The 14008-nt window shown below is 41.9% G+C and carries 14 protein-coding genes; 3 read left to right on the top strand and 11 right to left on the bottom strand.

The window, feature by feature from the left end; all coding sequences use genetic code 11:
• Positions 1 to 14: 14 nt before the first annotated feature.
• The 3 genes from ACFX4L_RS03340 to rnz form a co-directional block, all read right to left on the bottom strand.
• Positions 15 to 1010, bottom strand: coding sequence for an ABC transporter substrate-binding protein (locus ACFX4L_RS03340; RefSeq protein ID WP_377382951.1), 996 nt, complete (start codon positions 1008 to 1010; stop codon positions 15 to 17).
• A 206-nt stretch (positions 1011 to 1216) separates the two neighbouring features.
• Entirely contained in the window at positions 1217 to 2035 is an 819-nt protein-coding gene (locus ACFX4L_RS03335; protein ID WP_284470265.1) for a squalene/phytoene synthase family protein, read from the bottom strand.
• A gap of 72 nt (positions 2036 to 2107) precedes the next feature.
• On the bottom strand, positions 2108 to 3040 hold the full coding sequence (rnz, locus tag ACFX4L_RS03330; RefSeq protein WP_284470264.1) for a ribonuclease Z: 933 nt from the start codon (positions 3038 to 3040) through the stop codon (positions 2108 to 2110).
• Between the two features lie 231 nt (positions 3041 to 3271).
• On the opposite strand from rnz, the gene zwf reads away from it, so the two are divergent.
• On the top strand, positions 3272 to 4771 hold the full coding sequence (zwf, locus tag ACFX4L_RS03325; RefSeq protein ID WP_284470263.1) for a glucose-6-phosphate dehydrogenase: 1500 nt from the start codon (positions 3272 to 3274) through the stop codon (positions 4769 to 4771).
• 50 nt (positions 4772 to 4821) lie between these two features.
• Here zwf and ACFX4L_RS03320 read toward each other — a convergent pair whose 3' ends face one another.
• Complete coding sequence (locus tag ACFX4L_RS03320; protein ID WP_155727338.1) at positions 4822 to 4983, bottom strand: hypothetical protein; 162 nt, start codon at positions 4981 to 4983, stop codon at positions 4822 to 4824.
• A 299-nt stretch (positions 4984 to 5282) separates the two neighbouring features.
• Here ACFX4L_RS03320 and ACFX4L_RS03315 point away from each other — a divergent pair, with 299 nt between their 5' ends.
• Entirely contained in the window at positions 5283 to 5456 is a 174-nt protein-coding gene (locus tag ACFX4L_RS03315) for an asparagine synthase (RefSeq protein WP_089361468.1), read from the top strand.
• Between the two features lie 55 nt (positions 5457 to 5511).
• Here ACFX4L_RS03315 and gndA read toward each other — a convergent pair whose 3' ends face one another.
• The 5 genes from gndA to mce all read right to left on the bottom strand — a co-directional run bounded on the left by gndA (position 5512) and on the right by mce (position 12138).
• Positions 5512 to 6924 (bottom strand): NADP-dependent phosphogluconate dehydrogenase, encoded by a 1413-nt coding sequence (gndA, locus tag ACFX4L_RS03310; RefSeq protein WP_317778486.1) that lies wholly within the window; start codon positions 6922 to 6924, stop codon positions 5512 to 5514.
• Positions 6925 to 6965: 41 nt separating this feature from the next.
• Positions 6966 to 8240, bottom strand: a complete 1275-nt coding sequence (locus ACFX4L_RS03305) for a DNA polymerase IV (RefSeq protein ID WP_061463968.1) — start codon at positions 8238 to 8240, stop codon at positions 6966 to 6968.
• 581 nt (positions 8241 to 8821) lie between these two features.
• On the bottom strand, positions 8822 to 9943 hold the full coding sequence (locus ACFX4L_RS03300; protein ID WP_377403932.1) for a tripeptidase T: 1122 nt from the start codon (positions 9941 to 9943) through the stop codon (positions 8822 to 8824).
• 225 nt (positions 9944 to 10168) lie between these two features.
• Positions 10169 to 11719: an acyl-CoA carboxylase subunit beta gene (locus tag ACFX4L_RS03295; RefSeq protein WP_061463970.1), complete on the bottom strand. Its 1551-nt coding sequence runs from the start codon at positions 11717 to 11719 to the stop codon at positions 10169 to 10171.
• The gene (mce, locus tag ACFX4L_RS03290; RefSeq protein WP_284470260.1) at positions 11716 to 12138 is read right to left on the bottom strand and encodes a methylmalonyl-CoA epimerase; all 423 of its coding nucleotides are present in this window, start codon (positions 12136 to 12138) and stop codon (positions 11716 to 11718) included. Before mce ends, ACFX4L_RS03295 begins: the two co-directional genes overlap by 4 nt.
• Positions 12139 to 12308: 170 nt before the next feature.
• Here mce and prli42 point away from each other — a divergent pair, with 170 nt between their 5' ends.
• The gene (gene prli42 / locus ACFX4L_RS03285) at positions 12309 to 12404 is read left to right on the top strand and encodes a stressosome-associated protein Prli42 (RefSeq protein ID WP_284470259.1); all 96 of its coding nucleotides are present in this window, start codon (positions 12309 to 12311) and stop codon (positions 12402 to 12404) included.
• A 43-nt stretch (positions 12405 to 12447) separates the two neighbouring features.
• Here the strand turns inward: prli42 and ACFX4L_RS03280 are convergent, their stop codons facing one another.
• Entirely contained in the window at positions 12448 to 12963 is a 516-nt protein-coding gene (locus ACFX4L_RS03280) for a L,D-transpeptidase (RefSeq protein ID WP_061463972.1), read from the bottom strand.
• A gap of 31 nt (positions 12964 to 12994) precedes the next feature.
• Positions 12995 to 13984, bottom strand: coding sequence for an aromatic acid exporter family protein (locus ACFX4L_RS03275; RefSeq protein ID WP_377382943.1), 990 nt, complete (start codon positions 13982 to 13984; stop codon positions 12995 to 12997).
• Between the last annotated feature and the right edge of the window lie 24 nt (positions 13985 to 14008).

The following is a 14008-nucleotide window of genomic DNA, read 5'->3' as shown; positions in this document are numbered from 1 at the left end:
AACAAAAGCAGAGTTTATTTTACAAACTCAGCATCTGCTTTCCATTCTTCTTTTATTTCAACACCCATATCTTTTGCTGCCTTTTGGTTGATGACCAATTTTAGTTTTTGTGGATATTGAACCGGGATATCTCCGGGTTTTTTGCCATCCTTCAGGATTTCAACCGCTTTTTGCCCCGCTTCATAACCAATATCATAGTAACTGAAGCCATAGGCTGCAAAACCACCCGCATTCACGGAATCCAGCTCGCCAACAAACAAAGGGATATCTTTATCATCTGCCACAGAAATGACCGATTCCAGTGCCGAAACAACTGTATTATCAGTAAAGATATAGAAAGCATCCGCTTTTCCGATTAATGATTCCGCTGCCTGTTTAACATCTGCAGAAGTTGAGACAGATGCCTCCACAACTTTCAATCCCGCTTTTTTCGCTTCCGCTTTCACATTTTTTATTTGGACGACGGAATTTTGCTCCCCTGTATTATAAACGGTTCCAATTGTCTTGGCGCCAAGTTCATCTGCTAGGAATTTCATTGACTTGGCAATTGCTTCAGGATGGGAATCCGTCGTACCCGTCACATTTCCGCCTGGCTTATCCAAAGATGTAACAAGCTCCGCCGCAACAGGATCGGTAACCGATGTAAAAACGATTGGAATATCCTTGGTCGCATTTAAAGCGCTTAGGGCACTAGGAGTGGAATTCGCAAAAATCAAATCCACTTTATCCCCAACAAAGTTATTGGCGATCGTTTGACTGTTATTTTGGTCACCCTGTGCAATTTGAAGATCATATTTGGCATTGATGTCGCTATCCTTCAATGCCGCCTGGAATCCTTTATATGCTTGATCCAGGGAATCATGCTGTACGAATTGTGATACCCCAATGTTGAATGTATCTTTTCCGCCTTCATCCTTCGCCGCATCTTTTTCCTTGTCATTTCCACACCCAGCCAATAATAACCCTGCGACCAATGTCATAGCTGCAGTTGAATATAATTTCTTTTTCATATTTTCCCCCGCCTTTTTTCTTATTTAAGACTATGTCTTTCTAACGAAGCCAGCATTTTCGCTTTTATGTCCTAAATTATAATCGTTTAGTCCCAATTATCCAATATATATTTTAACTTTTTAGAATTTTTCGAGTTTTTAATGTAAAACATCAAAAAAAGCTGCTGTGAAAGGTATGATAACTTTCACAGCAGCTTAATGGAATATCAGTGTTCGACTACTTGATTAACAATTTCGGTAACTGTAGCACGATCAATTTTTTCTTTGCCTTCTTTTAAGGCCTTCAATGTGGCTTTTGCCAATTCCAAAGGTATTTTACAGAATTGGATGATCTCTTTCGTTTCAATTTCCCCAATGTACGCATCGGCTAATGCAAGATTATGTTCCGTATGGGCAAGCATCTCATCGAAACCCCAGCCATCCGGATAAAAGTTCACACCACGTTCTGCATCCTCCTCACGGTTACGCAGGATATTGACCGTTTGGAGTCCACGGCCAAATGCGATGGCAAGTTCACGGTCCGTTTCCGTTCCATCGTACCAGTTCCACATATCGGACAGCATGACGCCAACTAAACCCGCAACATAATATGTGTAATCATCGAGCTCTTCTTCATTATGAATTTGCCAGTCCTTAGTAACCCATTTTGCCATGCCTTCGGCCATTTCCTTTGTCGATTCCAAGACTTTGGCTTTTGCACCGGGAGGACAAAATTGAATCCAGTCCGAAAGAAGCAGGGTCACTTCGGGCAGAAAATCCTTATATGGTTCAAATAACGATTGAAGTTCTTCTTCCCTATGATCCGCCCCAAGCAGCTCGCTTAGAGCATGTAACAGGGTAACCTTAGTATCTGCAGGCAGATCGGGGTGGTCTTCGATCTCATCGATGGCGCGCATGCAAAGGTATGCAGCTCCAATTGCCTCCTGTAATCCCTTCGGAAGATAGCTGATTGGAATGAAAAAAGTCCGGCTTGTTTTTAAGAGAAAATCCATTGCTTTAGTATGTAGGTTACTTTGGTCAGTCATATTTACACTCCTTTAAATATCCAATGAACAATTGATTAATTATATCAAACATTCTCTTTGATTTCAGCTACCCTATTCCTTTGAATATAAAGGAACTTTAATGGCCATTAGATCTTCAGCCATGATCGTGTTTGCGAAGATAGCTTCGCTTTCCTTCCTTAACCTCTCCGAATCCTCTGGAGTATACCGTGAGCTGATATGGGTAAGGATTAGATGCTTAGCTCCCGCTTTCAAAGCCGTTTCTGCAGCCTGAACGGTGGTCGAATGATAATAGGCGGATGCCATTTCAGATTCTTCTGCTGAAAATGTAGCTTCATGAACAAGGTAGTCCGCTGAATCAGCAAGAATGAGAGCATTGCTGCACACACGCGTATCACCCAGAATCGTGATGATCCGGCCTTCTTGCGGAGCACTTAGATAATTCTTCCCATTTAAGATACGGCCGTCATCAAGACTGACCGTTTGTCCATTTTTCAATGCTTTAAAAAGCGGCCCCGGCTTCACACCTTCTTGCAGCAGCCGATCGACGAGCAAGCTTCCCTGGCGATCCTTTTCTACAATCCGGTAACCGATACTGTAGATGCCATGATCCAGCGCCATGGCCGTCACGGTGAATTGTTCGTCCTCAAATGCCACGCCTTCCTCTATTTCAATGATTTCCAATGGATATTTTAAATGAGTGCCACTCACCTGTAAGCTCGTCTTAATAAATGCATCAATGCCATGCGGACCATATACGGTCAATTTATCCACTCCGCCCTGAAAAGATCTGCTGCTTAAAAACCCAGGGAGTCCGAAGATGTGATCACCATGCAAATGGGTGATGAAAATTTTTTCAATCTTTCGCGGTTTGACTGCCGTTTTTAAAATTTGATGCTGTGTTGCTTCACCACAATCGAATAACCAAACCGTCCCGCGCTCTTCCAATAATTGAAGAGCGATTGATGTCACATTACGCGCTTTAGCCGGAACGCCAGCGCCTGTACCTAAAAAAACAAAATCCACGATACTACCTCCGTTGCAAATACTTTATGACTTAACTATAGCATAATCAAAGGTGCTCTTTCATTTATGACTCATTAAAACCGAAACAACATTAAACTTTTAATGAAATATGAGAAAAAAAATGCGCAAATTGATTGCTTTGAGGGAAAGCTAAACGTAAAATTAGAAATTGGTACACAATCGGGAATTCCAACTTTATAGACAGATTTAACGGAAAGTTGAGGTTTTAACATGACAGAAAACAATAAACCCACAGCATTGATTATGATTTTTGGTGCTACCGGAGATTTAGCGAAAAGGAAATTGTTTCCTTCCATATATCGACTATTTCAAAAAGAGAAAATCAATAAATTCGCCGTCGTTGGAGTAGCAAGGAGATCATTGACGAACGAAGAGTTTCAAACAAGTGTCAAGGACTCCATACTTAAGTTTGGACATGCGGAAGAAAAGGTAGACGAATTCATTTCCCATTTCCATTATCACTCCCATGACGTAACTAGCTCGGAATCATACCTGCAGTTAAAAGACATTGCCGAAAATTTAGACGGGCAGTACCATTTAGAAGGAAATCGGATCTTCTATTTAGCGATGGCACCTGAGTTTTTCGGAACGATTGCCGAACAGATTAAAGCTCAAGGCCTGACTGATTCGACTGGATATAAGCGCTTGGTCATCGAAAAGCCATTTGGGCACAGTTTCGAAACTGCCCAAAAATTGAATGAGCAGATTCGAACTGCATTCGCTGAAGATGAAATCTACCGTATCGATCATTATTTAGGAAAAGAAATGGTTCAAAATATTGAGGTCATACGTTTTTCAAATGCCCTATTCGAGCCGCTTTGGAATAACAGATATATATCTAACATCCAGGTTACTTCAAGTGAAACACTTGGCGTTGAAGAACGTGGGCGTTATTATGAAACTAGCGGTGCCCTAAGGGATATGGTCCAAAACCATCTGCTGCAAATGGTTGCCTTGCTTGCCATGGAACCCCCGATCGCTTTGACAACCGAAGAGATCAGAAGCGAAAAAGTGCGGGCATTGCGTTCACTTCGACCTATGAAGGTGGACGAAGTCAATCAATACTTCGTCCGTGGCCAATATGGTGAAGGAACGATAGGCGGTCAAGCACTTCCGGCATACCGCAATGAACATAACGTAAATCCCGAATCCAACACAGAGACCTATGTTGCGGGTAAATTGATGATAGATAACTTCCGTTGGGCCGGTGTACCTTTTTATATCCGTACCGGTAAGAGAATGGATGTCAAATCAACGAATATCGTTGTACAATTCAAAGATATCCCAATGAATCTATATTATAAAACAGAAGAAACGTTGAACCCAAATCTTCTCGTTATCCATATCCAGCCAGACGAAGGTATCACACTGTACTTAAATGTTAAGAAATCCGGGACGACATCCAATACAAAGCAAATGAAGCTGACCGTATCCAACAAAGGGATCGAACACATAAATTCTCCTGAGGCATATGAAAAGCTATTGTTTGACAGCATGCGCGGAGATGCTACAAACTTCACTCACTGGGACGAGGTTGCCCTCTCATGGAAGTTCGTCGATACCATTTCCGATGCATGGGAAAATACTAAAGAAGAATCTTTCCCTAATTATGAAGCAGGATCCACAGGTCCACTTGCATCCGATGAACTCCTGGCAGAAGATGGACATATTTGGTGGCAAATCAAGAAAAGCGAAAATAATGATGATTGATAGGATATCAAGAAGGGATGCAGATTTGAATTCTGCATCCCCTTCTTCATTCATGAAACATTCTTCCTGACCAATTTCTCCCGGATAATATGAAACATTTCCTTGGGCTTTGACATTTCTTCATCTCTTTCTAAATTAAGCCAAAATGAAACACCCAGTTCTAAGACAATGAATAATAAAAAAATGGCTACAGCCAACCAGATGATGAACATTAGTCATCCGCTCCTTCTCTCTTATCTGCCTACTGTATCCTATGGTCCGTCCATGGCTTTCAATGTTTATGTTTCCTTTTCCGCAGGTGTTTAAACCTAAAAAGATGGATGAATGACATACATCATACTACATTTCCATAAAAAAGGAAATAAACCAGCACTATTTACACCTAGTTCATTTTTACCCTTTCCAACCTTTTGGACTCTTTATAGAAAAAGAATGGTAAGGTCTTGCTGAGGTTACACTAGAAAAGGTGCCAGTAATGGCACCACTAACTTCGATGTGGGGGGATTATCGAATGGACATTCGTGAAGGACTAATTCCAACAGCGTTGGGCACAGCCGTGACAGCTGCTGGTTATGCAATGAAGCAGAACCGGCGCTCAAACAAAATGGTGGCTAATACGGTATTTGGTTTCGGTTTGGCACATATTGTATTAGGGGTCATTGACCTTGTGGAGCATCGGAGATAGTTTTTTTAAAAAAGCCGGCTTAAAAGGGAATTCCCTTTTAGCCGGCTTGAACTTATTATTTTTCCATCCATTCGGTATGGAATGTTCCTTCTTTATCAATGCGTTGATACGTATGAGCTCCAAAATAGTCACGTTGGGCTTGAATAAGGTTAGCTGGCAGCGTTTCTGTACGATAGCTGTCGAAATAGGCAAGTGCCGATGACAAGCAAGGAACCGGAATTCCGTTCATCACTGCCGTTGACACTACCTCACGTAGAGCTCCTTGATAGCTTTCGGCAATCCCTTGGAAATAAGGATCAAGAAGCAGGTTGTTCAAGTTCGCTTTACGATCGTACGCTTCCTTGATTTTTTGAAGGAATTGTGCACGAATGATACAGCCGCCACGGAAAATCATTGCGATTTCGCCATATTGCAAGTTCCAGTCATTTTCTTCTGATGCTGCTTTCATTTGTGCAAATCCTTGTGCATATGAACAGATTTTGCTCATATAAAGTGCTTTTCGGATACTTTCAATCAAAGCCTTTTTGTCGCCTGTAAATGATTCGGCTTTTGGACCACGAAGGATTTTACTCGCTTCAACACGCTCGTCCTTGATTGCTGAGATAAACCGGGCGAATACGGATTCCGTAATGATTGGAAGCGGAACACCAAGATCAAGCGCACTTTGACTTGTCCATTTCCCTGTTCCTTTTTGGCCCGCTTTATCTAAAATGATATCGACCATCGGCTTGCCAGTTTCTTCATCATATTTTTTGAAAATATCAGCAGTAATTTCAATTAGATAACTATCAAGTTCCCCTTCATTCCATTCAGTAAAGACTTCATGGAATTCTTCAGCGGACAGTCCAAGAAGATTTTTCAAAAGGAAATAAGATTCGGAAATCAACTGCATGTCCCCATATTCAATACCATTATGTACCATTTTCACATAATGACCTGCTCCATCCGGTCCGATATACGTACAGCAAGCATCACCATCGACCTTAGCTGAAATATCCTTCAAGATCGGTGCAACCAGTTCATATGCTTCTTTTTGACCCCCAGGCATGATGGATGGACCTGTTAGAGCCCCTTCTTCCCCTCCTGAGACGCCTGTACCGATGAAATGGATGCCAAGCTTGCTTAATTCGTCATTACGGCGCTGAGTGTCCTTGAAGAAGGTATTTCCTCCATCAATAACGATATCCCCTTTTTCAAGTAACGGTTTTAATTGCTCGATTGTCGCATCTGTTGCAGCACCAGCTTTAACCATCAATAAAATTTTGCGTGGTGTTTCCAAAGAATGGACGAATTCCTCAAGCGTGTAAGCGGCCGTTACGTTTTTACCTTCCGCTTCCTTCATCATTTCGTCCGTTTTTGATCCTGAGCGATTATAGACGGAAATTGAATATCCTCTGCTTTCAATATTAAATGCAAGGTTCTTGCCCATTACCGCTAGTCCGATAACGCCAATCTGTTGTTTTGTCATGATCATCTTTCCCTTCTCTATATCTTTACACAGCTTATACGCTATTCTTTTTCAAAAGAAGGATCATTCCTCCTGGATTGCTCAAAGAAATCTTTGCTGAAGCTAGTGTCTGTTCCAATCGAACGGTTCTTCAAGGGTAATCCCTTTTTAATAATATTTTCTCCGTACTTATTTTGCAAGTGTTCCATCGCTTCATACAGAGGTTCTTTTGCTGCATCCTCTTGAAAGGAGAAAATATCCAGCTGTTTGAAGGCTGACTCTTTCTCTATGACATCATAGGCAGTGACACCAAGGAGTCTGATCCCTTCCCCATTCCAATTTTTCATAAAGAGATCTGTAGCTCCATCCAGGATATCCTTTTTTTCAAAAACAGGATTAGGAACCGTCCTGCTTCTCGTTATAGTGCGGCGGTCTTTGTAACGGATCGTCACACCTATTTTTTGACCAAGCAGGCGTTTATTTTTCAAACGGATGGCTACCCTCTCAGAAAGCTTTTCCAATACACCGATCAGTTCTTTTTGATTTGTGGAGTCATGTGGCAGAGTTGTTGAGTTCCCAATGCTTTTATGATCAAAAATCGCTTCGGGATCCACAATCCTGGGGTCAATTCCATTAGCCCTATCTTTCAAACGGATGCCATTGATCCCAAGAAGCTGTTTCAGTTGACTATCATTGGCAATTGCAAGGTCCCTGATCGTCATTATGCCGATGGTTTTAAGCTTTTCCGAGGTCTTATCCCCGATTCCATGCATTTCGTTCACTTGTAAAGGCCAGAGCTTTTCCGAAATATCCCTTTTCCTTAATATGGTGATTCCCATTGGCTTCTTCATATCAGAGGCAGTTTTGGCCAAAAATTTATTAGGGGCAATCCCGATGCTGCAAGGGAGATCCATCGTATTCAAAATTCTTTCCTGAATGCTATTGGCTATATCTAAAGGTGAACCCAATTCGGCGCATTCACTAATATCCAGATACCCCTCATCTATCGAAACCGGTTCAACCATCTCTGTATATTGCCTCAATACATCGAAAATAGCCAGTGATGCCTTTCGATAACGCTCGAAATTCGGTTTCTGAATGACTAATTGAGGACATAGTTTTTTCGCCTGCCAAATTGGCATGGTCGTTTTAACCCCGAACTTCCTCGCCTCATAGCTGCAGGTGACGATTATGCCTCTTCTCTCTTCAACATTGCCTGCAATCGCAAGCGGTTTGCCTTTCAATGAAACATCATATGACATTTCAACTGAAGCATAGAAACTATTCATGTCTACATGGAGAATGACCCTGCCATTTTTGGGATACATGTCCTTCATGTTTGACCGTCACATCCTTGTAAAAATAAAAAACACCGGATAATAGGGCCAATAAAAAACCATTTCTTTTAAGATACCCCTATTTATCTTTGGTAACCACAGTGAAAGATGATGCAAATCCAAGAAAAACAGCCATCATGTCATTGATGACTGTACATAAATTCCAGCAATACTTGAACAAAGATGATACGAGTTTTTGAGGATCAATGATTGTAATCAAACGGCTACCCCATTGGCAACACCCTGCATATATTCAGTTTATTGATTGCCTGGCTGGACTATGTGTCCGGCGGGGAGGACATCCGTCCATATTGCAATCCACCTCTGTTCATCATTGCCGAGAGCTGATTTACCTGGATATTACCTCATTCATATCTATCAGTGGTAACAATTCATTCCTGACCTTGCCCATTCCAGCAACAAATCCTTGCTAGGGGGAATCAATTATATGGCATCAGATTTCTCGATGGAAATCACGGATTAAAATCGGTAAAGCACATTCCTCATTTCCAACAAGAAATACGGCCACCTTCTTTAGATTTACTCAGGAAACTCTCTTCCGGATCTATTTTTCGATTTAATTATTCCCCGGATACTTCTTTGATGATACTGACAACCATTTCAGCAAGCTTCGTTAATTCCTCAACGGGTATTCTTTCATTCGTAGTATGGATATCTTCATACCCCACTGCGAGATTGACAGTAGGAATCCCAAAACCTGCAATGACATTGGCATCGCTTCCGCCGCCGCTTTTAACCAACTCGCATGGACGACCGATTTTCTCTGCTGCCTTTCTTGCGACTTCGACTACATGATCGCCAGCCCCATATTTAAAACCAGGATACATGACGTTAACTTCAACTTCAGCACGTCCGCCCATTTCAATGGCGGCAGTCTCGAATGCCTCTTTCATTCTCGCCACTTGTTTTTCCATTTTTTCAGGAATCAAGGATCTTGCTTCCGCAAGGATTTCAACATGGTCACAAACAATATTGGTTTGCTGTCCACCTTGGAAACGTCCGATGTTGGCTGTCGTTTCCTCGTCGATCCGGCCTAACGGCATTCTTGAGATCGCTTTGGAAGCGATCGTAATTGCCGAAACTCCTTTTTCAGGAGCGACACCAGCGTGAGCAGTCTTGCCTAAAATTATCGCAGACACTTTCGCCTGAGTAGGTGCAGCAACGACGATATTGCCAACTTTTCCATCACTATCAAGAGCAAAACCGAATTTTGCCGTTACAAGTGAGCGATCCAATGCCTTTGCCCCTATCAAGCCAGATTCTTCACCGACTGTTATGATAAATTCGATTGTCCCATGCTCGATATTCTGTTCTTTCAACACTTTAAGCGTTTCTAACATGACCGCTAATCCAGCTTTGTCATCCGCTCCTAAAATGGTCGTTCCGTCTGACACTATGTATCCATCTTTGATGGAAGGCTTGATTCCACTACCTGGTACAACCGTATCCATATGGGAGGTGAAATAAATGGTATCTACGCCTTCTTTCATTCCTTTTAAAGTACATACTAAATTGCCTGCACCATGACCAGTAACTGCTGTTGTATCATCTTCAAAAACCTCTACACCCAGTGCCTCGAATTTTTCTGTCAGCACTTTGGCGATGGCTGCTTCATTTTTCGTTTCGGAATCAATCTGGACCAATTCCATAAATTCACTAACTAAACGTTCTTCATTAATCATAAAATAAAACCTCCAAAAAAGTTTTCCTCTTTAATTATACTTCTAAAAGCGGCGCCCCGGCAAATAATGTGAAATTGAGGAACCGTGCTTAAATGGAATGCTGGTCATCCCCCGTCCAAAGTTCCCCTTAAAAAGGGTGAATGATAACATATAAATGGTTTTCGAATTCTTCCCAGTATGGAAAAGAGCCCAAAATAGATATATTTCGGGCTCCTTGCAGTTGGATCATAACGGGATATTGCCGTGTTTTTTCCATGGACGTTTTTCTTTTTTGTTGCGAAGCATTTCAAGTGATTGAATGATCTTAATCCTTGTTTCCCGGGGATCAATTACATCATCTACCATTCCAAGACTTGCAGCAACATATGGATTAGCGAATTTATCACGGTATTCTTCTATTTTAGCTGCACGAGTCGCTTCAGGGTCTTCACTATTTTGAATTTCACGGGCAAAAATGATATTTGCCGCTCCAGCAGAACCCATTACCGCGATTTCCGCATTTGGCCATGCAAATGTTAGATCAGCACCGATGGATTTACTATTAAGGGCCACATAAGCTCCTCCGTATGCTTTACGCAGGATGATCGTCAATTTTGGTACTGTTGCTTCTGAATAAGCGTATAGCAGCTTTGCACCGTGACGGATTATCCCGCCATGCTCTTGTTTAACGCCCGGGAAGAAGCCTGAAACATCTTCAAACGTAATTAACGGAATGTTAAACGAGTCACAAAAACGAATAAAACGGGCAGCCTTATCAGATGAATCAATATCCAGTCCCCCTGCCAATACTTTTGGCTGGTTACAGACAAGTCCCACTGATTTCCCTTTGATTCGGGCTAAGCCGACCACTATGTTTTTCGCAAAGCCCTCTTGCACCTCCATGAAGGAACCCTCATCGACAATTTGCTCCAATACTTTCCGAACATCATATGGACGGATCCCTTCATAAGGGACTACATCCGTTAAGTCCGGACGGTAGTCATCTCCATCGTCCGTTTCCAAAACAGGCGGCTTCTCTTCATTGTTTTGTGGAAGATAGCTCAGGAGACGTCTAACGTCGGCCAATACTTGTTCTTCTGTCGCTCCCTTGAAATGCGCATTACCGCTTATGGTATTATGTACAGTCGCTCCACCCAACCCTTCAGATGAAATCTTTTCACCCGTAACCGTTTCAATGACTTTAGGTCCTGTTATGAACATTTGGCTCGTTTTTTCAACCATGAAGACAAAGTCGGTTATGGCTGGAGAATAAACGGCTCCGCCTGCACAAGGTCCCATAATAACGGAAATTTGTGGAATGACGCCTGAATAAATGGAGTTCCGATAAAATATTTGTCCATAACCGTCAAGGGAAACAACACCTTCTTGAATACGCGCTCCACCAGAATCGTTCAAACCTATGAAGGGGGCCCCATTTTCCGCTGCCAAATCCATAACATTGGCAATTTTCAGAGCATGCATTTCCCCTAGTGCACCGCCAAATACAGTAAAGTCCTGGGAAAACAGATAAATGTCGCGGCCGTTTACCTTTCCATAACCGGTGACAACCCCTTCTCCCGGTCCTTCTTCCTTTTCCATGCCAAAATTAGTATTACGGTGTTTGATGAAAGGATTAAGTTCAATGAAAGTTCCCGGATCAACTAAAAGCTCGATTCTTTCCCTTGCAGTAAGTTTGCCCTTTTCATGCTGCTTATCGATTCTTTCTTCACCGCCGCCCATTTCCACTTTGCGGCGTCTGTCATATAAGTCATTGATCGTTTCATATATGTCTGTCATTCCTGCTCCTCCTTTGATCCGGCTCGTTCACAAAGCTCAAACAATACACCTGAAGTAGACTTGGGATGAACGAAAGCAACATCTGCTTTGTGTGCTCCCTTTCTTGATGAATCATCAATCATGCGCAATCCTGATTCTTTAATTTCTTTAATTCGATCTTCGATACTATCGACACCAAGGGCCACATGATGAATCCCTTCACCGCGTTTATCAATGAATTTGGCGATTGGACTTGACGGTGACAACGCTTCCAATAACTCCAAACGGGTATTGCCTGCCAAGATAAAGGCCACTTTTACGCCTTGGCTCTCCACTGTCTCTATTCCTTCAAGTTCCAAGTTCAGCGTTTCCGTGTAAAGTGGTAAGGTTTCATCAAGTGACTTGACGGCAATACCAATATGATCGATATTTTTAATCATCATTCATCCCCCCATGTTATGTATTATGGATGACTCTATTAAAATACTATTAATCTTCCATTGAAGCCTTTCAAGATTCGGAATAATATGAACATTGTACTTTTACTTGTTTCTACTAAACGTTCAAGTTAAAATAAAACCAATTAAACTGTTTGAGGGAGAGAGAGCATATGGGAAATAAAAAAATAAGAAAGATCGTCGTGTATTTAATGCTTATCTCGATGTTGATGACGACCTTATTATCAGGTATCGCATTTCTTTTATAATAAATATCGGAATGAGAGGGAAGCAAAGACTTCCCTCTCTTTTTTATTTTATCGCTCCGTTTTTCTTTGCCAAAGTTTTGAAATCATCATTCGACTTGGTGATTAACACCTTTGTGCCGATAGGGACTTTTTCATACAAACGCTCTACATCGGCTTTATGCATCCGTACACAGCCATTTGAAATGAATTTACCGACTGACGACGGTTGATTCGTACCATGTATCCCGTAAATCCTGCCATCGGTATTTCGTGCATCAAATCCAATCCACCTCGATCCCAAAGGGTTCCTGGGATCGCCGCCCGGAATATTCTTTTTTCGATAATAGGGATTGACCGCTTTTATTTTAACCGTGAAAATCCCTTCAGGTGTCAATTCCTGACTCTTCCCAGTGCCGACCGGCAGAATCTCCTTGACCTCGTTATCATCAATGAACGCCAATTTATTGTTGGCTTTATTGATGATGATAAAAGGATCTCCCGGCTTAACCGATTGAGGTTGAGCTTGTACCTGTAGCGGCCACAAAGATAGCATAAGCAACAAAGAAAGGATCCATTTCATTTATATCAATTCCTTTACTTTTTTGCTTAGTTTAAGCCATGTGCCTCTTTTTCATTCGGTTATTGGCCAGCTTGGGTAGCCCCTTGAAGGAATGCTTCAACAATAAATAGCGTTCCATTTCCTTCATGAGCTGCAGTAATGCGGCCCTTGATTCAAACTCTTCCCGTGTCTGTGGAAGTGCCATTCCCCTAAAATGCATCTCCATTTCTTCAAGCTTCTTCAGATAAAGAATGGCCGTATTTTGTGGATGGACGTTTTCTGCCAGGTCCTCAATAAAATCAGCCACTATCCCGCTTTGCTTGACGACCAATGGAATATTCGTGACTAGAGGAAGAATGCGTTCAATTATTTCAAATTGCTTTTCACGCATTTTGAAATAATGGTAATACAGGTCTTCTTCCCTTAAGAAATGATTTTCCACGTCCCTGAAGGCAAGGCTTTTGGCTTGGTTAAGAAGATTGGCTGTTTCAGTAATTTCCTTACCATCCCATGTGTGGTCATTATCCCTTAAATAGCGGACAATCCCCATTAAGATCGCACTAAAGTTAGTTTCGATACTTTCCTGATAGGCAAGCAGTTTTTCTTCGACACTGGGCATGTACAGATTCATGACAAGTGCAACTCCAACTCCAACGGCAATTAATATCGTTTCATTGATCAGCAGGGAAAAAGTGATGTTGCCAGCTCCATAAAGATGCATGATGATGACACTGCTCGTTACAATTCCCTCATTAATCTTCAAGGCAACTGTCGTAGGAATGAAAATCAAAAGGATCAACCCTATTGTCAGCGGATGGAACCCGATGAAATGAAAAAATAGGGATGCATAGACCATTGCGATCAAACAAGCTAAAAACCGGTGCCAGGAGGCATCCACCGACTTCTTTTTTGTAACTTGAATGCATAAGATCGTTATGATTCCCGCAGCCGAAAAATATTCCAGGTTAAGCATTTGTGCAATAATAATTGCCAGGGTAACCCCCAAAGCAGTTTTAATCGTCCTGTATCCGATTTTAAACATTGTTATGTATCACCTGGCTCTTTC

Origin of the sequence: Peribacillus sp. YIM B13482, assembly GCF_042787975.1 — a bacterium.
GTDB lineage: Bacteria > Bacillota > Bacilli > Bacillales > DSM-1321 > Peribacillus > Peribacillus simplex_A.
This window is presented reverse-complemented; position numbering and strand designations above follow the sequence as displayed.